Annotated in this window: 29 protein-coding genes; 15 read left to right on the forward strand and 14 right to left on the reverse strand. The window is 42.6% G+C overall.

The window, feature by feature from the left end; genetic code table 11:
• Positions 1-67: 67 nt before the first annotated feature.
• The gene (locus tag JF50_RS06935) at positions 68-1,261 is read left to right on the forward strand and encodes an amino acid aminotransferase (RefSeq protein ID WP_039608686.1); all 1,194 of its coding nucleotides are present in this window, start codon (positions 68-70) and stop codon (positions 1,259-1,261) included.
• A 99-nt stretch (positions 1,262-1,360) separates the two neighbouring features.
• Here the strand turns inward: JF50_RS06935 and JF50_RS06940 are convergent, their stop codons facing one another.
• Positions 1,361-1,675, reverse strand: coding sequence for a YebG family protein (locus tag JF50_RS06940; protein WP_039608687.1), 315 nt, complete (start codon positions 1,673-1,675; stop codon positions 1,361-1,363).
• Positions 1,676-1,888: 213 nt separating this feature from the next.
• On the opposite strand from JF50_RS06940, the gene JF50_RS06945 reads away from it, so the two are divergent.
• Complete coding sequence (locus JF50_RS06945; RefSeq protein WP_039608688.1) at positions 1,889-2,182, forward strand: ComEA family DNA-binding protein; 294 nt, start codon at positions 1,889-1,891, stop codon at positions 2,180-2,182.
• A 16-nt stretch (positions 2,183-2,198) separates the two neighbouring features.
• Here JF50_RS06945 and JF50_RS06950 read toward each other — a convergent pair whose 3' ends face one another.
• Both JF50_RS06950 and dsbB read right to left on the reverse strand, forming a co-directional pair.
• Entirely contained in the window at positions 2,199-2,501 is a 303-nt protein-coding gene (locus JF50_RS06950; RefSeq protein ID WP_039608689.1) for a hypothetical protein, read from the reverse strand.
• A 13-nt stretch (positions 2,502-2,514) separates the two neighbouring features.
• The gene (dsbB, locus tag JF50_RS06955) at positions 2,515-3,021 is read right to left on the reverse strand and encodes a disulfide bond formation protein DsbB (protein WP_039608690.1); all 507 of its coding nucleotides are present in this window, start codon (positions 3,019-3,021) and stop codon (positions 2,515-2,517) included.
• Positions 3,022-3,470: 449 nt separating this feature from the next.
• Here dsbB and fadR point away from each other — a divergent pair, with 449 nt between their 5' ends.
• Complete coding sequence (gene fadR, locus JF50_RS06960; protein WP_039608691.1) at positions 3,471-4,184, forward strand: fatty acid metabolism transcriptional regulator FadR; 714 nt, start codon at positions 3,471-3,473, stop codon at positions 4,182-4,184.
• A gap of 227 nt (positions 4,185-4,411) precedes the next feature.
• Positions 4,412-5,017: a peroxiredoxin C gene (locus JF50_RS06965; protein ID WP_023398641.1), complete on the forward strand. Its 606-nt coding sequence runs from the start codon at positions 4,412-4,414 to the stop codon at positions 5,015-5,017.
• A gap of 193 nt (positions 5,018-5,210) precedes the next feature.
• Here the strand turns inward: JF50_RS06965 and JF50_RS06970 are convergent, their stop codons facing one another.
• The 3 genes from JF50_RS06970 to smrB all read right to left on the reverse strand — a co-directional run bounded on the left by JF50_RS06970 (position 5,211) and on the right by smrB (position 7,151).
• Positions 5,211-5,456 (reverse strand): hypothetical protein, encoded by a 246-nt coding sequence (locus JF50_RS06970; protein WP_039608692.1) that lies wholly within the window; start codon positions 5,454-5,456, stop codon positions 5,211-5,213.
• Positions 5,457-5,628: 172 nt separating this feature from the next.
• A complete protein-coding gene (locus JF50_RS06975) occupies positions 5,629-6,429 on the reverse strand; it encodes a response regulator (RefSeq protein ID WP_039608693.1) in 801 nt (266 codons plus the stop codon).
• Between the two features lie 167 nt (positions 6,430-6,596).
• Positions 6,597-7,151 (reverse strand): endonuclease SmrB, encoded by a 555-nt coding sequence (gene smrB / locus JF50_RS06980; protein ID WP_039608694.1) that lies wholly within the window; start codon positions 7,149-7,151, stop codon positions 6,597-6,599.
• A gap of 83 nt (positions 7,152-7,234) precedes the next feature.
• Here smrB and prmB point away from each other — a divergent pair, with 83 nt between their 5' ends.
• Positions 7,235-8,170, forward strand: coding sequence for a 50S ribosomal protein L3 N(5)-glutamine methyltransferase (prmB, locus tag JF50_RS06985; protein ID WP_039608695.1), 936 nt, complete (start codon positions 7,235-7,237; stop codon positions 8,168-8,170).
• Between the two features lie 147 nt (positions 8,171-8,317).
• A complete protein-coding gene (gene aroC / locus JF50_RS06990; RefSeq protein WP_039608696.1) occupies positions 8,318-9,418 on the forward strand; it encodes a chorismate synthase in 1,101 nt (366 codons plus the stop codon).
• 59 nt (positions 9,419-9,477) lie between these two features.
• Here the strand turns inward: aroC and JF50_RS06995 are convergent, their stop codons facing one another.
• From JF50_RS06995 to JF50_RS07015, 5 genes are all read right to left on the reverse strand, one after another.
• Entirely contained in the window at positions 9,478-12,021 is a 2,544-nt protein-coding gene (locus JF50_RS06995; protein WP_039608697.1) for an Ig-like domain-containing protein, read from the reverse strand.
• Positions 12,022-12,168: 147 nt separating this feature from the next.
• Positions 12,169-13,008 carry a mechanosensitive ion channel family protein gene (locus JF50_RS07000; protein ID WP_039608698.1) on the reverse strand — a complete coding sequence of 280 codons (840 nt, stop codon included), beginning with the start codon at positions 13,006-13,008 and terminating at the stop codon, positions 12,169-12,171.
• A 31-nt stretch (positions 13,009-13,039) separates the two neighbouring features.
• Positions 13,040-13,729, reverse strand: coding sequence for an LrgB family protein (locus JF50_RS07005; protein WP_039608699.1), 690 nt, complete (start codon positions 13,727-13,729; stop codon positions 13,040-13,042).
• Positions 13,722-14,012, reverse strand: coding sequence for a CidA/LrgA family protein (locus tag JF50_RS27875; protein WP_039608700.1), 291 nt, complete (start codon positions 14,010-14,012; stop codon positions 13,722-13,724). Before JF50_RS27875 ends, JF50_RS07005 begins: the two co-directional genes overlap by 8 nt.
• A gap of 99 nt (positions 14,013-14,111) precedes the next feature.
• The gene (locus tag JF50_RS07015) at positions 14,112-14,909 is read right to left on the reverse strand and encodes a crotonase/enoyl-CoA hydratase family protein (RefSeq protein ID WP_039608701.1); all 798 of its coding nucleotides are present in this window, start codon (positions 14,907-14,909) and stop codon (positions 14,112-14,114) included.
• Positions 14,910-15,153: 244 nt separating this feature from the next.
• Between JF50_RS07015 and JF50_RS07020 the strand changes: the two genes are divergently transcribed.
• From JF50_RS07020 to JF50_RS07030, 3 genes are read left to right on the forward strand one after another with little or no spacing between them, the layout of a single operon-like run.
• The gene (locus JF50_RS07020) at positions 15,154-15,474 is read left to right on the forward strand and encodes a DUF440 family protein (RefSeq protein ID WP_039608702.1); all 321 of its coding nucleotides are present in this window, start codon (positions 15,154-15,156) and stop codon (positions 15,472-15,474) included.
• Positions 15,475-15,516: 42 nt separating this feature from the next.
• The gene (locus JF50_RS07025; RefSeq protein WP_039608874.1) at positions 15,517-16,314 is read left to right on the forward strand and encodes a DUF481 domain-containing protein; all 798 of its coding nucleotides are present in this window, start codon (positions 15,517-15,519) and stop codon (positions 16,312-16,314) included.
• A 6-nt stretch (positions 16,315-16,320) separates the two neighbouring features.
• Positions 16,321-16,779, forward strand: coding sequence for a hypothetical protein (locus JF50_RS07030; protein WP_039608703.1), 459 nt, complete (start codon positions 16,321-16,323; stop codon positions 16,777-16,779).
• A gap of 10 nt (positions 16,780-16,789) precedes the next feature.
• Here JF50_RS07030 and JF50_RS07035 read toward each other — a convergent pair whose 3' ends face one another.
• Both JF50_RS07035 and JF50_RS07040 read right to left on the reverse strand, forming a co-directional pair.
• Positions 16,790-17,275: an FKBP-type peptidyl-prolyl cis-trans isomerase gene (locus JF50_RS07035; protein WP_039608704.1), complete on the reverse strand. Its 486-nt coding sequence runs from the start codon at positions 17,273-17,275 to the stop codon at positions 16,790-16,792.
• A 10-nt stretch (positions 17,276-17,285) separates the two neighbouring features.
• A complete protein-coding gene (locus JF50_RS07040; RefSeq protein ID WP_039608705.1) occupies positions 17,286-18,194 on the reverse strand; it encodes a YgfZ/GcvT domain-containing protein in 909 nt (302 codons plus the stop codon).
• Positions 18,195-18,424: 230 nt separating this feature from the next.
• Here JF50_RS07040 and JF50_RS07045 point away from each other — a divergent pair, with 230 nt between their 5' ends.
• On the forward strand, positions 18,425-18,676 hold the full coding sequence (locus JF50_RS07045; RefSeq protein WP_039608706.1) for a succinate dehydrogenase assembly factor 2: 252 nt from the start codon (positions 18,425-18,427) through the stop codon (positions 18,674-18,676).
• A complete protein-coding gene (locus JF50_RS07050) occupies positions 18,657-19,067 on the forward strand; it encodes a protein YgfX (RefSeq protein WP_039608707.1) in 411 nt (136 codons plus the stop codon). Before JF50_RS07045 ends, JF50_RS07050 begins: the two co-directional genes overlap by 20 nt.
• Before the next feature lies 1 nt (position 19,068).
• Here the strand turns inward: JF50_RS07050 and nadB are convergent, their stop codons facing one another.
• The gene (gene nadB, locus JF50_RS07055; protein WP_039608708.1) at positions 19,069-20,664 is read right to left on the reverse strand and encodes an L-aspartate oxidase; all 1,596 of its coding nucleotides are present in this window, start codon (positions 20,662-20,664) and stop codon (positions 19,069-19,071) included.
• Positions 20,665-20,911: 247 nt separating this feature from the next.
• On the opposite strand from nadB, the gene rpoE reads away from it, so the two are divergent.
• The 4 genes from rpoE to JF50_RS07075 are packed head-to-tail and all read left to right on the forward strand — an operon-like array spanning position 20,912 to position 23,502.
• Positions 20,912-21,493, forward strand: a complete 582-nt coding sequence (gene rpoE, locus JF50_RS07060; protein ID WP_039608709.1) for an RNA polymerase sigma factor RpoE — start codon at positions 20,912-20,914, stop codon at positions 21,491-21,493.
• Positions 21,494-22,099 carry a sigma-E factor negative regulatory protein gene (locus tag JF50_RS07065; RefSeq protein WP_039608710.1) on the forward strand — a complete coding sequence of 202 codons (606 nt, stop codon included), beginning with the start codon at positions 21,494-21,496 and terminating at the stop codon, positions 22,097-22,099.
• A 51-nt stretch (positions 22,100-22,150) separates the two neighbouring features.
• Positions 22,151-23,056 carry a MucB/RseB C-terminal domain-containing protein gene (locus tag JF50_RS07070; protein WP_419177500.1) on the forward strand — a complete coding sequence of 302 codons (906 nt, stop codon included), beginning with the start codon at positions 22,151-22,153 and terminating at the stop codon, positions 23,054-23,056.
• Positions 23,053-23,502: a SoxR reducing system RseC family protein gene (locus tag JF50_RS07075; protein ID WP_039608711.1), complete on the forward strand. Its 450-nt coding sequence runs from the start codon at positions 23,053-23,055 to the stop codon at positions 23,500-23,502. Before JF50_RS07070 ends, JF50_RS07075 begins: the two co-directional genes overlap by 4 nt.
• Positions 23,503-23,557 lie beyond the last annotated feature (55 nt).

Genomic DNA, 23,557 nt, shown 5'->3' on the forward strand with positions numbered 1-23,557 from the left:
ATAGTGTGGGCAACTTTTCGTCTTTTTTAATTTTGTGCGTATCAGTTTTAATAGGAATAAAATACACATGTTTTCAGAACTAAAACCATTACCAACAGATCCTATTTTGGGCCTAATGGCAGCTTATAAGCAAGACGATAACCCTAACAAAATTGATTTAGGTGTTGGTGTATATAAAGATGAGCAGGGTGCTACGCCAGTTTTAAAAGCGGTTAAAAAAGCAGAAGCATTTCGTTTAGAAAATGAAACAACAAAATCGTATATTGGGTTAGCAGGTAATTTAGATTTCTGTACAAAGATGGAGCAGTTGCTATTGAGCGACAGCCATACAACATTACTTGCCAATCGCGTTCGTACGGCCCAAACACCAGGTGGAACAGGTTCATTGCGTGTTGCGGCTGAATTCATCAAGCGTTGTAACAAAGATGCGACAGTATGGGTAACTACCCCAACATGGGCAAACCACATTAGTTTGTTTGAAGCGGCTGGCTTAACGGTAAAAGAATATCCGTACTACGATTATGAAAACAAAGGCCTGCTTTTTGATGAGATGATTGACACATTGAAGCAAGTACCTAAAGGCGATGTTGTTTTAGTGCATGCGTGTTGTCATAACCCAAGTGGTATGGACCTCAATGCAGAGCAGTGGCAAATTTTCGCAGATCTTGCTAAAGAAGTAGGCTTCACGCCATTAGTAGATATTGCATATCAGGGCTTTGGTACTAGCTTAGACGAAGATGCAAACGGTCTTCGTTTATTGGCTCAGACAGTAGAAGAGATGATTATCTGTTCTTCATGCTCTAAAAATTTCGGTCTTTACCGTGAACGAATTGGCGCATGTTCAATCATTTCAAAAGACGCTGCGAATGCGGATGTTGCAAATTCAGTATTGTTAAGCGTTGTTCGTAGCATTTATTCAATGCCACCTGCACATGGTGCTGATATTGTAAATACGATTCTATCGAGTGATGAATTAACGCAGCAGTGGCATCAAGAGCTTGCTGAGATGCGTGATCGTATTAATGGTCTTCGTAGCCTTGTTAAAGATAGCCTTGAGCAAAGAAACACAGGTCATGACTTCTCTTTCATTGAACGTCAGCATGGTATGTTCTCTTTCTTAGGTATTAATAAAGCGCAAATTGATCGTCTTCGTGAAGAGTATTCAATTTATATTGTGGGCTCTAGCCGTGTAAATGTTGCGGGCATTAGTCACAGCAATATTGATTATTTTGCAGATGCAGTTGCTGCGGTATTAAAATAATACTCAGCTGATTTAACGCAGACTAAAACGCCGATCTATATCGATAGATCGGCGTTTTTGCGTTTTTGGATCGAATAAGCAAGTAAAGAAATTAACGTGTTATGCTTGCTTAATAGCCGTTACCTTGTCTTCACTGTCTTCCTCAGCTTTTTTTGCTGATTTTTTTGGCTCTTTTTCTGCTGATGGTTTTGTGCCTTTAAGTACAGAGATAAAGTCGTCTTTATATTTTGCCATTTCGAGTGCTAAAGACTCTACTTGTTGCTCGCTAAGAGGTACGTCTACCTTATCAAGCATCCCTTCAAGCGCCTCTGCCACATCCAGCATTTTATCGTAGGCATCCGCCTCTTTTTTGCTAGTAAATGTCATTCGCTCTACTCCATTTCTTTCAACCACATACTTTACTATAACAGCCATAATCACCCTCCATAAAACACTGTTTTTTTATACAGTAAACTGTATTTGATATTATTGCAACTTATAGTCTCCAATTAGACGATCCATATGAAAAAAATACAATGAAAATATTAGTAGGTATTTTACAAAAGAAGGAGATAAATCCTATGGTTAGGTAGCTTATTTAAAAACGATAAGCGATTTGAAACTCACGAATTTTTAAGGATAAACTGAATGTCAAAGCATGTATTGAATATTGGATTTCTATTGGCTGTTTTATTTTTTCTTAATGTGGTGCAGGCACAGGAGGTCGACAGCTTCTCTCAACCTGTTTTTCAGGTCAATGTAAATACAGCAAAAGTTGAAGAGCTAATGAAACTGCCGGGAATAGGCAGAGCAAAAGCGCAAGCAATTATTCGCTCGAGAGAGTTAGAAGGGCTGTTTTTCGATATTCAAGAGTTAGGGAGAGTGAAAGGTATAGGCAAGGGGCTAATAGATAAAATTCAGGCTCATGTCGTGTTAGAGTAAAGAGATGGGGCAGAGCCTAGTTTTGGCTCTGCTTAAATTGAGATAGGGCTTGATTTAGGTTTTTAAGCGCAAACTGCACTTCAATTGGTGCTGTTAGCAATGGATATGCAATACCTGCGACAAGCAATACAGGAAGAAGTGACCAACCTTCGAAGTAAGCTAATGCCATAAACAGGGGGGTGAGTAAAGCCAGTTTGCATATAGCCAATATGACCTTACTTTTGGCAGATAGCAAAGAAAGTGCTATTGCCTTCACTTGCTGTTTTTCGCGCAGTGATAATGTAGAAAGTTCAGGTATTTGGCTGAGTCTAAAAATCATATTTCTCTCAATGTTACTTCTTAAAAATAATGAGTGGTGCAAATATCAAAAAGCCGATTGCGTAAATAGCAAAGATCACTTCCATCCAACCTGGCATAGATAATCCTGCAAAAGACCAATCTATATTTGAGCAGCTACCGGTCACGGCAAAAAAAGATGGGATCCATTCATGCAAAGGGACTGGGAAGTTTGGCTCAAAAGCACATGTAAACGCAAAAGGGTCCGTGGTAGTTTGCATGTCTAAGTGCTCACGTGCAAGTAGCCACCCCCAAATCGCAGCAACTCCCCAACCTGCCGTAGCAACTAGCCTGACGAGATAGTTGCTTGTACCACAAAGTCCTATGAAAGCAGCAATTAACACGCCGAGCATAGCTGTTCGTTGATAGATGCACATCACACATGGCTCTAAGCCCATGGCATATTGAAAGTATAGTGCAACGACTTCGAAAGTAAGTGCACTTAAAAACAATAATCCCCAAGCGGTGGTGGAGCGAGAAAACCTCGCAAGTCTATCAAACATGTATATCTCCTTTTTTGTCACTATTATGGCTATGTCGTGTAAAGGCTTCAAGCAATTTGCTCGTAAATATGAGCCATACAGAGACAATCCTACCGTTAGGTTGTCTTTTAGTATGTTTTGAAAGCGATGTTACAACCCCTTCATTAGTCACTATTTTTAAATTTAAGTTCCAATTTATATAGTACGTCGTTTTACCAATTTGAGAGGGGAATGAAGATAACGTAAGGGGTATTTTATATCACTAACCACACGCGAATTGTTTCTATTTTATTGGTCTTTTTTGCTTTAACTCTAATTACTATACCTTCAATGTACACTTGCGCTTGTTACTTTATATCCATCTGGTACAATCAGTAGATTAACGAGTTGCAGTATCATGCTGCGCCTGCTACCAAGTGTCGCTTGCGCTGAATGTATCTTGCCTTTGGTTGTAATTTAAGTGGTGCAAAATGAGAATTTTTAAAGCCAAGAGCCCAGCGGGATTTGCTGAGGAATATATAGTAGAATCGATTTGGAATGGGGAGTTTCCGCCAGGGTCGATATTGCCGGCTGAGCGTGAACTGTCAGAACTTATCGGTGTGACTCGTACAACCTTAAGGGAAGTATTACAGAGATTAGCACGTGACGGTTGGTTAACTATTCAGCATGGTAAACCGACACGAGTGAATAATTTCTGGGAAACATCGGGTCTAAATATCTTAGAAGCACTCGCGCGACTTGATGAAGATAAAGTCCCTGAGTTAACAGATCAATTATTGTCTGCAAGAACAAACATCAGTGCAATTTATACTCGTGCTGCGATTAAGCTAAACGCTGAAAAAGTGATTGAGATTCTGGCGCAATATCAGGAGCTACCTGATACGGCTGAAGCATTTGCAGATTATGATTATCAAGTCCATCACCAGCTGGCAATTGCTGGCGGTAACAAAATTTATGTGTTGATTTTAAATGGTTTTAGAGGCCTTTATTCGAAAATCGGCTGCCATTACTTCTCTGAGCCAAAAATCCGTAAATTAACCAGAGAATTCTACCGTGATTTAACGGCATTGGCTGAGCAAGGCGACTATGACAGAGCGATTGCGCTTATCCGTAAATATGGTCATCAGTCAAGTGAGCTATGGCAGGGTATTCGTGCCGACATGCCCAATGACATTATGGATTAATGATTTAAAAGCGCCCCGCAAGGGGCTTTTTTTTGTCTAAATATTGGCCCATCGAATTTTTAGATTGTACCTATCGGATAATTCGATTGTTATTTTTCCTCAGAGCTGAATAAACTGAGGCAAATTTTTTCAAGGGGTTGTTTTTCGTAAACAGCGCCTCAATAATTAGAATCAAATTACAAAACGATTTGTATATTGGAACTAAACCTAACTATTTGGAGAAAACAATGGGTGTATTAGTTGGCCGTCAGGCTCCTGACTTTACAGCAGCAGCAGTACTAGGTAATGGTGAAATCGTAGATAGCTATAATCTACATGAGCGTATTAAAGGTAAAAAAGCGGTTGTATTCTTTTACCCACTAGACTTCACTTTTGTTTGTCCTTCAGAGCTTATCGCTTTTGACAAGCGTTTCGAAGAATTCCAAAAGCGTGGCGTTGAAGTGATCGGTGTTTCTATCGATTCTCAATTCTCACACAATGCATGGCGTAACACACCAGTTAACGAAGGCGGTATTGGTCCAGTTAAATATGACCTAGTTGCTGACGTTAAGCACGAAATCTGTCAAGCATATGACGTTGAGCACCCAGAAGCTGGTGTTGCTTTCCGTGGTTCTTTCCTAATCGATTCTGAAGGTAATGTACGTCACCAAGTAGTTAACGATCTACCTCTAGGTCGTAACATCGACGAAATGCTTCGCATGGTTGACGCACTAGCGTTCCACGAAGAGCACGGTGAAGTATGTCCAGCAGGTTGGACTGAAGGTAAATCAGGTATGGACGCAAGCCCTGAAGGTGTTGCTAAGTTCCTATCTGAAAACGAAGGCGAGCTATAATTAGCAACTTCGTTCAATTTTAAAAACCCGCCTTGTGCGGGTTTTTTATTTTCATAAATCGCCACATCATGAGGGACTCTCCTCGAACCACTTTTGACTGATCATCTTGATGGTCTCTATCGAAAAATATGCCAGCAATAAGCTCACTACTGGCATCGCTAATAAGCTAATTAATGTTACTTCACTAAACATATTAGTTGTCCTTTTTAGCCTGTGCTGTTTCAGACTGTTCGGTTTCGATGTCCTTATTGGTACGGATCAAACTATCTACTAGTGCCTTTTTAGTGTTTATTTTTAATTCCACTAAACTTGATTGAATGTTTTCACTCACTCGACTTTGCACATCACTTAATAAATCACTGCTAATCGAATTCGCGTTAGCTGAAGCTGACAAACCAATAAAAAGGCTAGTTGTAAGTGCTTTAGTAAATAAGTTCATGTTGCTGTTTCCTTTGATTGTTTAGACGTAATAACTATTACAAAGGTTGTGCCAGCTTAGATTTTATTCTTAAGTGATTGTTATTAAAGGGCTTATTTTTTTTAGAATGTTGGCCAAAACTGAAGTGTGGTCGATTTGGCCAAGTGAAGTAGTTTAATTAACTAATTTATGGTTAATTTTGTTCTAACATTTGGTAGATGAGCTGTTTTACGATGTTGGGTTCGAAAGGCTTATCACACATTGCATTGACACCTGATTGCGCAACGTTCGCTAAATGTGTTTCATTGGCTTCAGAAGTCACCATTAATACAGGTACATGTGCGTGTTCATCGGAGCGTCGGATCGCTTCTGTGAGCTCTTGCCCATTGACCTCTGGCATGTTGAAGTCCGTGACGATTAAATCGAACATGCTCTCATGCAGTACGTCTAGTGCTTGTGCTCCGTTTTCTGCCTCACTAATGCGTGTTGCCCCAAGGTTTTGCAGTACTCGCTGAATGTGGTTACGGGCTAACATTGAGTCATCTACAACCAAAATGCGTAAATCCTGAATGTCGTATAACTCAAGCTCAAGTTCTTGTGGCGAGAGTAAATCCAAAGTGGCGTTAATGGCTTTGCCTAGGTGCTCTTTGGTAAAAGGTTTTGGGAGAATGGCGACTACACCAGATTGTTTGTAGGCTTCTAACTGTTGCCTGCGTGTTTCACTGGAGACTAGCATAAATGGTAGCTGGTGTTCACTAAAGTGTTCGTGAACATGATCCAGTAGGGCGAGCGCGTCTCCATCTGCCAAATAGAGTGTACAGATTATGAGATCCGGTAAATTCTGATTGAGTGCGTCTATGGCGCTACTGACTGAGTCTGCAAAGTCAATATTTTGCACGCCTTCATCTTTGAGCTCTTTGGCAATAATCTTTCGTTGGGTCACTGACGGTTCGACGAGTAAAATTGTCAGATCTGTACTGAGTAAATCGTTCATTTTAAACCTGAGGATAGAAACAGAAGCTAAATGTCTTCAGCCAGTACAATTTATTTACCTAATATAGGTTTTTATCATCAACTGGCTACACATGATTCAGGCTAATATAGCGTATTTGTAAACGGCAGGCTAGTTTGGATAATGGCTACGTTAATACTTGTTAACTATTATCTGCGAAACTCTGGGTTTTGTGGTAAGTCGACTAATATCAAAATGGCCCCTTTACCACCATACTCAAGAGGCGCTTGGTGCATAGCAAGAATATCAGGGTGCTGTACTAAGTAATGAGGTACCTTGTGTTTTAAAATACGCTCGCCGATACCGTGAACTATACAAGCGCAGGCCACATGCTGCTTTTTACAAGCGTGGATAAGTGCTGCTAGCTCATCTTTGGCAGTTTCTTTGTTCATACCATGCATATCTAGGATCAACTCAGGTGCGTAATCGCCACGGCGTAATTGCTTTGCAAGGTACTTGTCAGCGCCGGCTCTGACAAAGTTGACAGTACCATGCGTGTCTATATCTGGTACGTATTCATCTGAAAAGTAGAACTCTGCCTGATGCTGTTTCTTTTGCTCCGCAATTACTTCACCTTTGAAACGGGTTGCTTTACGTTCGTGTACCACTGTGTCTTGTTTTAGTGGTTGTGTTCCGGAAATTGCATCACGGAATAAATCAAAGTCATCAGAGGCCATAGCTACTTCAGGGTATTCTCTAGTCATTCGCGCATTTTAAATAAAAAAAGCATAAAAACCTAGTCTAAAAACCGCTACAATGCCGCTATAAATAAAGTGTGAGAATTATCATGAGTGAATTAGCAATAACCAATGAAATCGCCCAAGAGGCTTACGAAGATCTGGTAACCATGCAAGATTGGCTGCGTTGGACGACGAGTCAGTTTGTTGCAAATGGGCTTTTTTATGGCCACGGTACCGATAACCCTTGGGATGAGGCGGTAAATTTACTCTTGCCTACGTTAAACCTACCAATTGATGCGCCAAAAGATTTGATGCAAGCAAGGCTGACAGGCACCGAGAAAAAGCGCTTAATTGAAGTGATTAAATTGCGTATTGAACAGCGTATGCCTGTGCCTTACCTGACTAACCAAGCATGGTTTGCAGGTATGCCTTTTTATGTGGATGAACGTGTATTGGTACCGCGCTCTCCATTTGCTGAGCTGATCACACAACAGTTTCAGCCGTGGGTTCAAGCACCTGAAAAAGTGACTCGTATCTTAGATATGTGTACAGGCTCTGCATGTATTGCGATTGCATTGGCCAAGCATTTCGAAAATGCGCTAGTAGATGCTGTGGATATTTCATTTGACGCATTGGCAGTGGCAGAGATGAATATTCACGATCACATGATGGATGAGCGTGTATTTGCGATACAGTCAGACGTCTTTAGTGGCGTACCTGGTCAGAAATACGATCTAATCGTCGCGAACCCGCCTTATGTTGATGCAGAAGACATGGCCGATCTGCCTGATGAGTTTCATCATGAGCCTGAATTGGGCCTCGCATCTGGTGACGATGGCTTAGATGTAACCCGAGTACTGCTTCAAGATGCGGCTGAGCATCTAACGGAGAACGGGATTCTATTTGTCGAGGTGGGTAATTCTATGGTACATATGGATGCATTGTATCCAGGAGCACCATTTACTTGGCTTGAGTTTGAGCACGGCGGTTTAGGTGTGTTCATGATCAGTAAAAAAGAATTGGTCGCATACTTTAACGATTAAGCTTTGCTGTATATTGCCTGCAAATGGAATACGTTCATTGGCAGCTTGATACGGCAAGGTATGACAGTGTTAAATGCTGTCGAAATTTTGGGGAATAACCCCATTGAGGCTTTAGGCCAAAACCGTAACGAGGAATGAGGAAAGTTAATGGCAGGCAATAGCATAGGCCAGCTGTTTCGGGTCACAACCTTCGGTGAAAGCCATGGTACAGCGCTGGGTGGTGTTGTAGATGGTGTTCCGGCGGGACTTGAAATTAGTGAGGCTGATTTACAGATAGATCTTGATAGAAGAAAACCCGGACAAAGCCGCTATACAACACAGCGTCGTGAAGGGGACGAAATTAAAATTTTGTCAGGGGTGTTTGAAGGCAAAACGACGGGCACCAGTATTGGGTTGTTGATTGAAAATACCGATCAGCGCTCTAAAGACTATAGCAAAATTATGGACGTGTTCCGCCCAGGACACGGTGATTATACGTACTGGCATAAGTATGGGCACCGTGACTACCGTGGTGGCGGTCGTTCATCTGCACGCGAGACTGCAATTCGTGTGGCAGCAGGCGGTATTGCAAAAAAATACCTTAAGCAAGTTCATGGTATTGAAGTTCGTGCTTGTTTATCGCAGCTTGGGCCTATTAAAGCAGACGTATTTAACTGGGATGTGGTAGAGCAAAATGCCTTTTTCTTCCCAGATGAAAGCAAATTAGATGCTTTAGATGAATATATGAGGGACCTAAAAAAGCAAGGTGACTCCATTGGTGCCAAGGTGAAAGTGGTTGCTGAAAACGTGCCAGTGGGTTTAGGTGAGCCGGTATTTGATAGGTTAGACGCCGAACTTGCGCATTCTTTAATGAGCATCAATGCAGTGAAAGGCGTTGAAATTGGTGATGGCTTTGATGTCGTTGAGCAGAAGGGCTCAGAGCATAGAGATGAACTGACACCAAATGGTTTTGTCAGCAATCATGCTGGTGGCGTACTTGCTGGTATCTCTACAGGTCAGGATATTATCGCGTCGATCGCGTTGAAACCTACTTCAAGCATTACTGTACCTGGACAGAGTATTAATACTGCTAATGAGTCGGTAGAGATGGTGACTAAAGGGCGTCACGACCCATGTGTGGGCATTCGAGCCATCCCAATTGCGGAAGCAATGATGGCCATTACAATTATGGATCACCTACTTAGACAGCGCGGACAAAACCCGCACGTTGAAGTGCCTCAAGGTCCTATACCTGCGCAAGTAAAATAAGAAAAGGCACCATATTGGTGCCTTTTTTGATGCGCTATCGCATTGCTATAATTACGCTACTAGTTACCTTGATTCATTTGCGTTAATTTATCTCCAATGGGTTTAGAGAAGTTGTACCCATCATATTTATCCCAATTGATAGACCACGTCATTACGCCTCCAAATTTGGGGTAGTTAAATGCAGGTTTAATCGTACCGCAGCTAAGGCCCTTAGTTAGGCAGTCTAACGCAGCGATGATGTTGGCGGTCGGCGCTTGGCCAGAGTTAGCCGATTTAGGTCCTGAAGGTAAACCGATAGCAACTTGATCATCTCTCAGTGGCGCAAATCGTGTGCCGTCGGCCAACTCAAATCCTTCAATGAGCATTTTAGCGTGTGCGACCATCATGTTTACAGAGCCTTCTGGTGCGCTGCCTGGTTCGTATGGATTTGGTAATCCGCCGTTATTGTATAGTTGCACATGAAGCAGATCTAACGTATCTCTGAGCGCGTCAATCAGCGGGATATAAGCCCCCCAAATACCTGTGTAAGCAATCATGCCGCCATGTACATACGGATGTTCAGGGGCCATGGTAAGCACCATATTTCCACCCATATTTTGCTCAATTTGCTTAAGTGCACGTGGCAGGCGAGCTTGTATTTGGGAACCGTGTACTAAATTAGAGCCGCTTTCCAAGTCGATATCTAGGCCGTCAAATCCCCACTCTTGAATGATGTTGGTTAAGCTAGACACAAATTTTGCTTCGTCAGCATCTGTGTTGAGTGTGATTGTGCCCTCAGCGCCACCTAAACTGAGAACAAAGATTTTTCCTTGTGCTTGCAGCGCTTTCATATCGGCTTTGAATTGCACAGGGTCAATGGGTGGACAGTTAGAGCGAATATCTTTCTCGAATGGTTTGAAGTGCACTGTGCCATCTGAATTACGGTCATTTTCTGCAAAAGCAATATCAATGATGTCCCATGCAGGAGACATTTGTGCTAATGGGATAGGGCAGCCTGCTGGATTAACAAAGTTATGCCAATAACCTATCAGTTTATGTGTTTTACCAATTGGTTTATCGATGACATTGATGGTGGTGCCAGCGCTTGTTGCTTGGTTCCCAGCACTGTCTTTGGCAATGGCTGTCAGAGTCTGATTGCCAAGTACCGCAGGTGTATATGTCCATGTATATGGTGATGTGCTATCGCTGCCGAGCAGCATGCCATTGGCATAAAAATCAACGCTGCTGATTGTGCCTGTCAGTGCTTGTGCCTGAGCGGCGAGGTTTACTGCATCACCTATCACATATTGCGTACCTGCGGTAGGTGAGGTTAAGTCAACCACAACTGGCTTGTCAGTAATATTCACTTGCACCTGCTGAGAGCTGACATTGCCTTCGTTATCTGTTGCATTGGCAGATAACGTCACAGCCCCGAGCGTCGTTGGTTGCCAATTAATAGTCGCAGTTCCGTTGGTAAAGCTACCTAATAAGGTTTGGTTAGCGTAGACATCCAATTGTGTGACAGTACCGTCCGCGTCACTCGCCAACACTTTAACTTCACTGGCTTGCCCTTGCAGTAATGTACTATTTGGTTGCGGAGATTCAAAGCGGACTTCAGGTGCGATGGCGCAAACACCTAGGTCACTCCAGGCGTCAGCCCAATGCTGCCCGACACCAGGCTCGTAAGCCCACTGAGCATTCGAGCTGCACCAGCCGCTGACATCGCAGCGGTATTTTCTGTTGTTGTGTGAGACTAGCTCACCACTTTGGTATGCTTGGCCTGCTTGGTAAGATTTGAGACCCGCACACCCACCTTGTGAAGCAGAGGCGACTTTGATATTCACGATGGCATCGCTGGAAGCGTTTTTATCATCGCTGGCTGAGATTTTTATTTGCACTTGACCCGTGACGTCACTTACCCAGTCAAAAGTGATATTGCCGTCGGTAAATGTGGCAACTTCAGTGTTATCGATAAATATTGATGCATTGGTCACTGAACCATCCGGATCGGTAGCAGTTGCTGTAATACGCACTACGTCACCGAGTGCAAACTGATCATTATTGCCCGGTGAGCTTAGCTCAATGGCTGGTGGCGTATTGCTGTTAGCATCTTTAACTTCAATGTTAACCGAACTTGTTTGACTCGCGCCTTGATCATCAGTAGCAACCGCAGATACAACATGTGGACCCAGCTGAGCGACCCAATTAACTTGGTATGGTGCCTGATTGTCAAAACCGACTGAGACATCATCAATAAAAAATTCGACTTGCCCAATAGCACCGTCCGGATCAGACGCACTTGCCGACAAGACAACGCTGTCATTTGACTTAAAAACACTTCCTTGGGTGGGGGTTAACAAGGCCACTTCTGGACTTTGATTACCACCACAAACACCTAAGTTTTTCCAAACTTTGTAGTCCCCGGAGTTTTGTTGAGGGTCTTCATTTTGACTATACCATCTCGCTTCGAAAGCACTATTTAAATACTTGATTTGATCTCCAGCACGATAGACTTCAGAAGCTTGCCAAGTCGCCAAGCCTGTGCAGTTTGCAGCGAGGGTTTGCATGCTAGATAGCAGCAGTACGCCACTGCCGAGCAAATAGCTCATATTGCTTTTTCTCATTGTTTTTCTCCTTTTACATGTTGTATGTTTTGTGAACAAAACGTATCCAGCATAGAGCTATGTTAAGGGTTAATCAATGGTTTTTTGCTTCGGCGGCCTGCGTAACCGCAGCGAGTCAGTGGTGTCACCCACTGACTGTGTTTACGCTTAATCTAGTTTTGATGCATTTGATTTAACAGTAACAACACGTTGAGGGAATGGGATTTCGATCTGTGCGTCTTTGAAGCCTTGATAAATTGCGTGATTGACGTTGAGCTTGTTTTCAATCAGAGAAATCGTCGGTGTCCAATATCGATAGCTAATGGTCACCGAGCTGTCAGCAAATTCCTCAATACCGACTTGTGGCGCAGGATCTTTAGCCACATTATCATCATGACGGAGGATGTTTTCGATCACTGAAATGGCGGTCGTAGCAGAGGCACTATAGGCGATACCTATTTGGCCTTCTACGTGTGAATAATTAAAAGAATTATGTAAGACTTCACCAATGATATGTTTGTTGGGTACGGTTATTTCAACCTTTTGTTCATTGATTAAAATAGTATGACCGAGTTCAATTGATTTTACTTGGCCGCTAGCGCCTTTAATTGAAATTGTGTCACCAACAACGAAGGGACGTGTCGCTATCAGCGCAAGGCCTGCGCCATAGTTTGATAACATCCCTTGTACTGCAAGGCCCGCACCAAGCGAGGCGGCACCAATGGCTGCGACGAATGGCGTCACGCTGATACCAATTTTACCGAGCGCAATGATGATAAACATGGTGACCACAATGACCTTGACCACATTTGATACAAAGTTTGTTAAGGTAATATCGATATTGTGTCTGACCAATAACGTATGCGTCGCCCCCGCTAATTTTTTGGCCAGCCACAAGCCAAAAGCGAAGATTAAAATAGCCGCTAACAATTGCATACTATAGGTGAGCAAGTATGTGCGGATCATGTCGTAGTATTTCTCAAACTGTGCGATTTCTTGCTCTATCAAGATAGGCTCCTTGATGTGTAGTGTGAATGAGTTAATGGTTTAAGTGATTGAGTATAGTAAACAGTATAGGTACCCAAAAAGCACTGATCATTGCGCTGAGTATCATCGCGGCAGAGGCGAAAGCGCCAGCAAGAGGGTGGTGTTCCATAGCTGCAGCTGTACCAATAGCGTGACAGCTGACGCCCAGAGCGATACCCTTCGCTTGCGGTTGGGTGACGTTGAATAGTGACAGACAATAGACACCAAATACACCACCTAATACGCCTATTAAAATAACCATTGCCGCCGCGATACTGGGTAAACCACCTAAAGATTCTGTAATGAGCAATGTGATAGGCGTTGTCACTGATAACGCCATCATGGTGCTGGTTAAGACATCGCCTGCATCAAGTAGAATACATATGATATAGGCGATAAGTGTAGACAGTGAAATACCGACAAAGGCACACAAGGTGAGTAAAGCAAAGACCGGTTTTATATAGGTGAATTGTTGATATAGTGGGTAAGCAAGTGCAACTACGGCAGGTTCTAAGAGCCAGTTAATAGGCCGACTCGCGTGAAAGTATTGGTCATAGCTAACCCCAGAGATGAGCAGTAATACACTGATCATAGCGATACAGATCAGCACGGGATTGAGCAGTGGACTAGGCCAAGTGAGGTAAATCTTCCTTGTTACTAAAAAAAGTAAAGTCGTTAAAGCACATGCCAGTATGCTAATCACGGTATTTTCCTTTTGCGGCTAGCTTGCCGACACAAAGTAATATGATGACAGGGAGTACGGTTAGTAATAGGCTTATTAGCACGATATGTTCAGCTATCATCGTCAGATGACTAATAAAGCCAACCCCTACTGGAATAAAAAACAGAGGTAAATATTTGATTAATAACTGGCTTGTTGGGGCAAGTTTTTCTGGGTTTATGATATTAAATAAAAGCAATAGAAAAAGTACGATTAACCCCACCAAAGGTGCTGGAAAGTTAACTCCTGTCAACGCGATCAGCATTTTGGCACTGTAGAGGCATATTACGATGCAGAATATGCCGATGAGGTAGTGAAATATTTGCACTGGCGTTTCATTAACACGTTATTGGCAATGGGAGAGCTATTTCCACTTTGCACGTTTAAAATAAGGTTTATTATTACTTCCTTTTACACCATTTTTCATAGCGACACGAGTGTTTTTTGTGCACAGTAGTTTAATTTGATACCAGGTTTCAAGCCACAACAACCTTCTCGATGGGGGAGTATATGCGCGGTTATAAAGCTGTTTGATGGCGGCTAAGGCATCGGGGGAGTGATGACGAAGAGCATTAACTTGTTGTTCAATGTAGCCTAATGGATTGTCATGAACCGCTGTAACAAGGCCAAACTCTTTAGCTTGATGTGCGTCTATACGTTCAGCACTCATGGCTAAGAGTAGGGCGTTATCCTGATTAATATAAGAGGGTAAAATGATGCTAGTGCCCATATCTGGACACAGTCCCCATCTGGATTCCATGATAGCCACCTGAGTATTTGGTTTGGCGATGCGAAAGTCAGCACCCAACGCAATATGCAACCCGCCGCCCAAGCAATTACCTTGCAAAAGGGCATACACAGGGACAGGTAAAGTACGCCAACCTAAAACGACACGCTGTACTAAGTTTTGGTTACCTGGGAGCAATTTGATCAACAGCTTGATTATATGACTTGGACGCTTGGTTACACTTTGTACATCGAGTCCCGAGCAAAAGTGTTCGCCTTCACTCTGAATAATCACGGCCCTTACTTGATGATTAACACGGATCTGGTGAATGATTTGGTCCAGCTGTTTGAACATCTCAAACGAAAGAGCATTCTGCTTTTCTGCGCGTTTTAGTGTGATCCACGCAATATCGTCGATAGTATCCAATTGCACCATAGTCGCTCCGTTTTATTATTTTTATTCTTTAATAAAGTCTAGAGTAAAAATTCTAACTTAGCCAGTTTGTATTTTATTGGGTACAAATACGCAGATAGCCACAATTTAAAGCTAATTTAAGTCGACTTTGCTGCATTTGTAACGGTTATTTGGCGTTAAATTTATTTAATACACCCTATCCGAGTAGAAAAAAAATTGATGATTTTGGTATTATTAACTGGCTTAATTAGTTAGGGGTGAGGACATGAGTGCAAGACTGAGCAGTATTGAAGAAGTAATACATCAGGCATACGATATTTTTCTAGAGTTGGCGCCGGATAATTTATCTCAAGAAGACATTGATCTGTTTAATGAGCACAGAGAAGAGTTTGGTTTCATTGAAGAGGCAGATGTTGACGATAGTTGGCAAGCTGTTGTTGCATTTGAACAAGAGGCGGAAAAAGCGCATTTTGTCCAAGTCACGATTGGAATAGAATTTGAAGACGGTGATGAAGTATTTGCTAAAGTATTGATAAGCAGAGATTTAGATGCGCCATTTTGCCATGTTGTCTGGAAGCAATCATAAAGAGCTCGTTGTTTAGTGAAAAAAGTGAAGTTACTTCTATTGATGTCCGCTTTTTGCAGTTTGCAGGCATTTGCAGTTGATCCGTTTGAAGATTTTCATAAGTATGGCGAGCTGTCTGAAGAAGAAATCCATGAACTGCACGAAGGTGAGTTTTTGTATGGAGATATGGAATTCGGGTTTATTGCGAGCAGTGGTAATACAAAAAACTCATCATTTAAAATAAAGGGTAATGTGTATCAAGATTTTAAACATTGGCGCAACCAGTTTAAACTCGATGGGCATTACGCAGATGAAACTGATACAGAGACAGGCATTGATGACGAAACCGCGTCACGGTATTTTTTATCTGCAAAAACAAGTTATAAATTTGGCGTAGATAACGAGTCGTTTTTTGTTTACGGTGATTATGAAGCCGATAAGTTTAATGGTAGAGAATATACCGCAACATTTGTTGTTGGATATGGTAATCGATTGTTTGAAGGGCGAAAGAATACGGTCGACTTTCATGTAGGGCCCGGTGTGCTTGTTTATCGTGTTGATGATGAAACCCAACTCCTTCCCCACGAGGAAAGAGTTGAACGAGGCCATCTATTGCGCGCTTCATTGCAATGGGAGCGAAATATTTCAAAGCGAACTCGGTTTAATCAAGACTTTAGCTACGAAGAATCCCTATCATCTCTGGGTTCTCGAGGCTTTTCAGAAACCGCGTTGATAAGCCAAGTAATCGAAGGCCTATCGCTTAAAGTTTCTTACACATACAGGTATAATTCTGCACCAGAAGAAAATAAACGCAAAGTTGATACCGAACTCGGTGTAACGTTTGTATATAGTTTTGATTGAGGCAATATGTATCAGAAGACGCAACTGGCATGGGCAATTTGGGGTATCTTAGCGTGGCTAAGTACTTTTGTCGTAATAGGGCTGGTTTTACTAGGCGCAAATGTTGGTGTGATTGCATTTGGTGCAATCTTGTTACTAGTGGCTGTGGCATTTTATGGATTAACAATTAAGGTTGATACGCAGCAACAGCAGCTGAGCTGGTGGTTTGGGCCAAAAATAGCCAAGAAAACAATTCATTTTGATGATATTGATGAAGTACGTGCTGTGACGAACTCGTTTCGACATGGTATTGGCATTCGTATATCTCATGATGGTTGGGTATATAGCGCATCAGGATTCAAAGCGGTAGAAGTCAGTATGTCCGATGGCACAAAGTACCGCTTAGGTACATCAGATCAAGCAGGGCTGCTTGAAGCGATGAAAACCAAAGTAAAGCAAGAAGAACAAGAAAAAGGCGCCGAATAGGCGCCTTTTTTTAGTGGTCGTGTCCGCAGCCGCCGGGGCTGTGAACATGGCCATGAGCCAGTTCATCTGCGGTGGCTTCACGTACTTCCAGTATTTCAACGTCAAAGTGCAGAGTAAGCCCTGACAGGGGGTGGTTGCCATCTACGATGACTTCATCACCTTCTACACCGATCACGATAACCGCTTGCTCACCTTCATCTGTGGTTGCACGAAACTGCATGCCCACTTCGACGTCGATACCTTCAAACATGCTTTTTGGAACAGCTTGCGTTAAGTTATCATTGCGTTCACCATAACCTTCTTCTGGTTTCACTGTGACACTGACTTTGTCGCCAGCTTGCTTGTCAATCAGCGCATTTTCTAAACCTTCAATTAAAAATCCGGTGCCAATAATAAATTCAAGTGGCTCTTCATCAAACGTGTTGTCAATGGTGTTTTCATTGTCATCCAAAACAGCATAATGCATTTTTACCACTGCATTTTGAGCAATTTTCATAGTGTTTCCGTTAATTATCTTCTATAGAGTAAGGCAGTGCCTTAAGGGCTAGTGATACTGACCCATTGTCTTTTGGCCTCAGTATCGCTGAATCTTCTAAGTCATTTGGTAAGACTGCCAACGCATAGTAGGTTTTTGTCGTTAGATCGTAGGCTTGATGAATAACCTTACCAGCTCTGCGCCAATTGTCTTCTTCAAGTTGCATCTCTAGGTCTTTAACATCCAATGGGCTTTCTGATTGGCCATACACAATAAACATGGCACGCTTATTCTTGCCCAGATATCGCATTCTAGCGACCGTTTCTTGACCAGTATAGCAGCCCTTTTTGAAGCTAATACCATTTAAGGCTTGTAAGTTGACCATTTGTGGTACGAACTCATCAATACCATGTTCACCTAACTGCGGCTCTCCAGCAAGAATATCGCGGATCTGGAAAGCACTCGGATCGTGCTCAACAGTGAGTTCGTCAGGAATAGACTCAGTGTGCTCGAAGATTAAGATGAGGCTGCCATCATCCAACTTTAGTGCTTTACCTGCTGCAAACTGACAGGCGTTACTGTCGGCGTCAAATACCAGCTCAAGAGTCTCGCAGATATCGTTGGCAGCGTTATGAAGTACACCAAAGCATTTATGCTCTGTAATGTTTATGTCTACTTGTGCAAATACGCCATATTTGCTTAATTCACGACATGCAACTTCTACTTCAGGTTCTGAGCCAAGTAAATAATATGCCTCATTAAGACGAAAAACGCGCAGTGCAGCCCATAGCTTGCCTTTTGGACTACAGTGGCCCGTCCATAAGAAATTATTCTCTTGGACTAGGTTGATATCTTGAGTTACTTGTCCATGAAGATAGCTGAGTTTGTCTTTTCCGGATACTGAGAGTAAGCGAAGAGGGAGTTGGTATACAGTGGCCATCAAGCTGATCCTGAGTAAATAGTTTAGATAATGTTACCTGATAAATGGGTGCTGAGATAGGCAAAACCAAGATCAAATGACAATAATTCTTAATAATGACTATCCGCTGTACAGTCTGTTCCGTTTTGCGCTAGCACAATAGAAATACGAACATATTTTCCTGATTGACGAGTATCGGTTATACTGCCAAGCGTGATTTATATGTGTTAAATAAGAGGTATTTGAGCAATATGGAACAATTGTATCCAAAGCCCCGCATTAAGTGGGCCTGTCGCCGTGGCATGTTAGAGTTAGATGTATTGCTTGAGCCATTTGTTGATGAAGCTTATGACCAATTAAGTGATGCGGATAAGCTGGTTTTTCAACGTTTATTAGAAGTCGAAGACCCTGACTTATTTGCATGGTTTATGGGTCATGAAAAGTGCCCACACCCAGATTTAAATAATATGGTGCAATTCATTCTTGATAGAGTCCGCGTATAGTATCTCTTTTCAAAACAACCTATTAGACCACAAACTATGTGTGGTCTTTTTTACTTTTCTTGGGTTTGCGCTGTGCTTAATCGTCCCATCATTGTGGTGGCTTGGGGTGATACTAAGTTACTTAGGTTATCTCTATGCACTCAAGCACACGTCTAAAATCATGCCAGTATCAGGCAACTTAGTGTTGATTGAGCAAGACGCTTGGTTGCAGATATCACAACAGGGTGTGGTTTTGGAAGGAGTAATAAAACATGCGCAATTACATGCCACGTTGTTGACCTTTGAGATACACTCCAATGGCGGAAAAAAGCACAGGTTAGCATTTGTTGCTGATGCAATGGACTCAGCCAGTTGGCGTCATTTGAGTCGCATTGCATTACAGGCGAAATAAATTACGGCGTTAATATTGTTGGTTCTGGATTATCGTGTTGCTCTGGGTAATCTAACGTATAGTGAAGTCCTCGGCTTTCCGTTCTCGCGAGCGCACTGCGAATAATAAGCTCGGCCACCTGAACTAGGTTACGCAATTCTAATAAATTGTTACTGACCCTGAAGTTGGCATAGTATTCATGAATTTCTTGCTGCAGTAGTTCTACACGCCTCAGTGCACGCTCTAGCCGTTTGGTTGAGCGAACGATGCCGACATAGTCCCACATAAATAACCTTAACTCATGCCAATTATGGGTGATCACCACTTCTTCATCAGAGTCGCTCACTTGGCTCTCATCCCAAGGAGATAATGCGCTTACCTCTGGCTGTGTATCAATGTTTGACAGTATGTCTTGTGCAGCAGCATGCGCAAAAACAATACACTCAAGTAGCGAGTTGCTTGCCATACGATTGGCTCCATGCAGCCCTGTATAGGCGACTTCACCAATGGCATACAGATTAGCGATATCCGTTTTTCCGTTAAAATCAGTCATGACACCGCCACATGTATAATGTGCGGCAGGGACGACGGGAATAGGTTCTTTAGTGATATCTAATCCGACACTCAAGCATTTTGCATATATGGTAGGAAAGTGCTCGATAATAAAATCTTTATTTTTATGGGATATATCTAAATAGACACAGTTTGCGCCCAAACGTTTCATTTCATAATCAATTGCGCGAGCGACGACATCTCTGGGTGCCAATTCTTCTCGTTCATCAAAATCAGGCATAAAGCGTGTGCCATCGGGGCGCTTTAAATGGGCTCCTTCACCACGCATGGCTTCTGTGATCAGGAAGTTTTGTAATTCAGGGTGATATAAACTCGTCGGATGGAACTGATTAAACTCCATATTGGCCACTTTACACCCTGCACGCCACGCCATTGCAATGCCATCACCACTCGAAACGTCCGGGTTGGAGGTGTATAAATACACTTTGCTGGCACCACCCGTTGCTAAAGCAACATATTTTGCAGCAATGGATTCTACGCAGTTATGTTTGCGATTATATACATAAAGACCATTAACCCGTTTGTCTGTCGATGCCTTATTTGTGATCAGGTCGATGGCATTGTACTGCTCTAACACCTGAATATTATGGTGCTCAAGTACGCGCTCAACCAAGGTGGTTTGGACGGCTTTTCCTGTCGCATCAGCGGCATGCAATATGCGTCTATGACTATGTCCGCCTTCTCGTGTTAGGTGATAACGTTCTTTGCCTTTACTATCAAACTCCATGTCAAATGGCACACCTTGCTCAATCAGCCATTTCAAGCACTTTTTAGCATTAGAAGCTGTATAGTGGACAGCCTCTCTGTCACACAAACCACCACCTGCTTTTAAAGTATCTTCAACATGAGACTCTATGCTGTCATTTTTTTTATCAAACACAGCGGCGATACCACCTTGCGCATAAAGTGTTGAACCTTCTTTTAAAGCGCCTTTACTGATAACAGTAACTTGGCAATGATTTGCCAAAGAAAGGGCGAGGCTGAGTCCGGCTGCGCCGCTACCGACAATAATAACATCTGTCTTATGCTGCATTTTTTTCTTCATGTTAGTGGTTCTTAGCTTTTAAAGTTTTATTACAACTACAAAGATAGCGTCTATCATATATCAATAACACGCATTCTCACGAAATAAAAAGCGTAGTTGTGTATCGTCTACGACGAAGTAATACGGAGTATTTTAAAAAAAATATTAAAAAAACAGAACTTTTTATTCATGGTAGAGTCAGACTAGCTGTAAAATGATGGCAACACTGCGCGAATATAAGTAATAACAAAGAGGAGTACCGGCTCGAATGAACGAGCAGGATTTGGATTTAGAATTAGTTAGAAAAGTTCAGCAAGGAGACAAAAACGCTTTTAACCTTCTGGTTGCCAAATATCAAAATAAGGTGGCGGCGTTAATATCTCGATACGTATCTAACTCTGGTGATGTAGCCGATGTGGCTCAAGAGGCTTTTATTAAAGCGTATAGGGCGTTACCGAATTTCCGCGGTGACAGTGCCTTCTATACTTGGTTGTATCGAATTGCGGTGAACTGTTCTAAAAACTATTTAGTGTCACAGGGGCGGAAAGCGCCAGCCAGTGATATAGATGCAGAAGAGGCTGAAGTGTATGACGGTGCAGACCAGTTAAGGTCTAATGCGTCGCCAGAAAGTCTGCTTCTTACTGATGAAATTAAAGCAGTTATCTTTAAGACAATAGAAGAGCTGCCCGATGACTTGAAAACGGCGATAACTTTAAGAGAGATCGAAGGAATGAGCTATGAAGAAATCGCTGTGGTAATGGAGTGTCCTGTTGGTACAGTCAGGTCACGGATTTTTAGGGCACGTGAAGCCATAGATAAAAATATTAACCCACTCATAGGTAAAGATTAAATGACGCAGTCAAAGTTTGATGTAAACAATGAGCAAATGACGTCTGAGATATTGGACGCGGAGCGTGAACTTAATTCAGAAAGTCAAGCTCACTTAAATGCAGATAAATTTGCTCGTTACTCGCTGATAGGTGATGTAATGAGACAAAAAGATCAGTCGACACCTTGTATCGATATCACAGCGAGTGTCGCGGCGGCCATTGCAGAAGAACCTGTTTACAATATGACTGAGGATGCTGCACAGCAGACGCAACAAGCAAAAGAAAATAATGTGGTGCAAATGTCATTTTGGCGCAAACCATTGTCACAAGTTGCCATTGCGGCCAGTGTTGCATTGTGTACTGTGGTTGGGGTGAATAATTTTATGCCTCAAAATAGCATTGATACACAGGCGCCTGTGTTACAATCTATGCCTTTAACTGGCTCTGTTTCACCTGTGAGTTTATCATCTGAGCCAGCGATGCAGTCTGCTGAGCGTGGTGTGAGAGAGCTGCAAAAACAGCGCATAGGTGCTTTGGTATTGGAGCATCAACGTCAATCTAGAATGGCCCATGCTTTGTCACAGAACACTAAGCAGGCAGAAAAGGGCAACCAAGAGGAACAGTAAATCTTGATTAAATGGCTCGCGGTTTTACTGGGGATATTATATAGCGCCCAGATGTACGCCAATGAAAACATAAATGCACGGCAGCTTCTCAAAGATATGTCGATGGCCGTGCAAAAGCGTAACTTTGATGCCTCCTTTGTTGTGGTGAAAGGCAAAGGCATGGAGCCATATCGATGGTTACATGGCCAAGTTGAGCAGACAGATTTAGAAATTTTAACCTTATTAAATGGTGCTGGCCTTGAGGTTGTACGGATAGATGATGTGGTTACGTATTTTGAACCTCAAACTGAACCGTATTCGCTTAGCACCGATGTGATTGACGGCCCTATCCCTGAGGCTTTACTTCGTGATATTGGTGCGCTTGATCAGAGTTATGATTTTGTTCTTGGTGGTAAAGAGCGCATAGCTGGTAGACCTGCCCAGCTTGTTAGGCTAGTGGCAAAAGATGAGACGAAATACAATTACTGGCTATGGGTTGATTTACAGTCAGCGCTGCTGTTAAAAGCCGCTTATGTGAATCAGCGCGCAGAAGTACTTGAGCAGTTGCAATTAACTCATATATCGGTCACTGAAAAACCGGCGAGTCAATTGTTAGATCTCAAAGAGAAAGCTTTACCAACGCCAGTGTCTGGAATTGTTGATGTACCCGATGTAAAACAGCAAAATAATTGGCAAATAGGTTGGTTGCCGAAGGGCTTTAAACTGTTAAAGTCTGATAGGCATAAGCTTGATTTAAACAACGAATTGGCGGATTACTTTTTATATTCGGATGGACTCGTTGAGGTTTCTGTCTTTGTGCAGCGTCCACTTACTGGGCAACGAGCAAGTGGGGCATTGACGTCTGGGGCAACCACTGTGTACGTGCACAATGCAGGCGCGTTTGATGTATCCGTTGTAGGAAAAGTCCCCGTTGAAACTGCAAAATCTATCGCAGAATCAGTTAAGCGCTCCTTATGATTGAACAAACACTCACAGTGTCTGAGCTAAAAGGAAACACAGCTTGGCTGATCTCAGAACAAAAACCCGCCTGTGAGGGCTGCAATGGTAAATGCGGCTCTCAAGTTTTTAGCAAGCTTTTTGGCACTCATAAAAAAGCGTTCCCACTCTCCATTTCCCAGAAATTAAGTGTTGGTCAAAAGGTAAAATTGGCGCTCGATGACAGCAAGGTTGTCCAGCACGCGCTTTGGGTTTACCTTTTGCCTTTGATCATGGCATTTATTGGCATGTTCAGCGCCTTACTTCTTTTTTCTTTATCAGAACCAGGGCAAATTGGCTTTGCAGCCTTTTTTGCGTTTTTAGGTTTTTTGGTGGCGAAAAAGAAGGGGCAAAGCCTAAAACATGAGGTGAAAGTGATAAAAATTTATCCAATTAGCCTTCCAGTCACGCAAATAGATGGTGATTAAGTCAAATAAATTGTAAAATCGTCGTTTAATCTCTATTTGTGAATAACAGAAGTTT

Source organism: Pseudoalteromonas luteoviolacea (assembly GCF_000814765.1).
In the GTDB taxonomy this organism is placed as follows: Bacteria; Pseudomonadota; Gammaproteobacteria; order Enterobacterales; family Alteromonadaceae; genus Pseudoalteromonas; species Pseudoalteromonas luteoviolacea_H.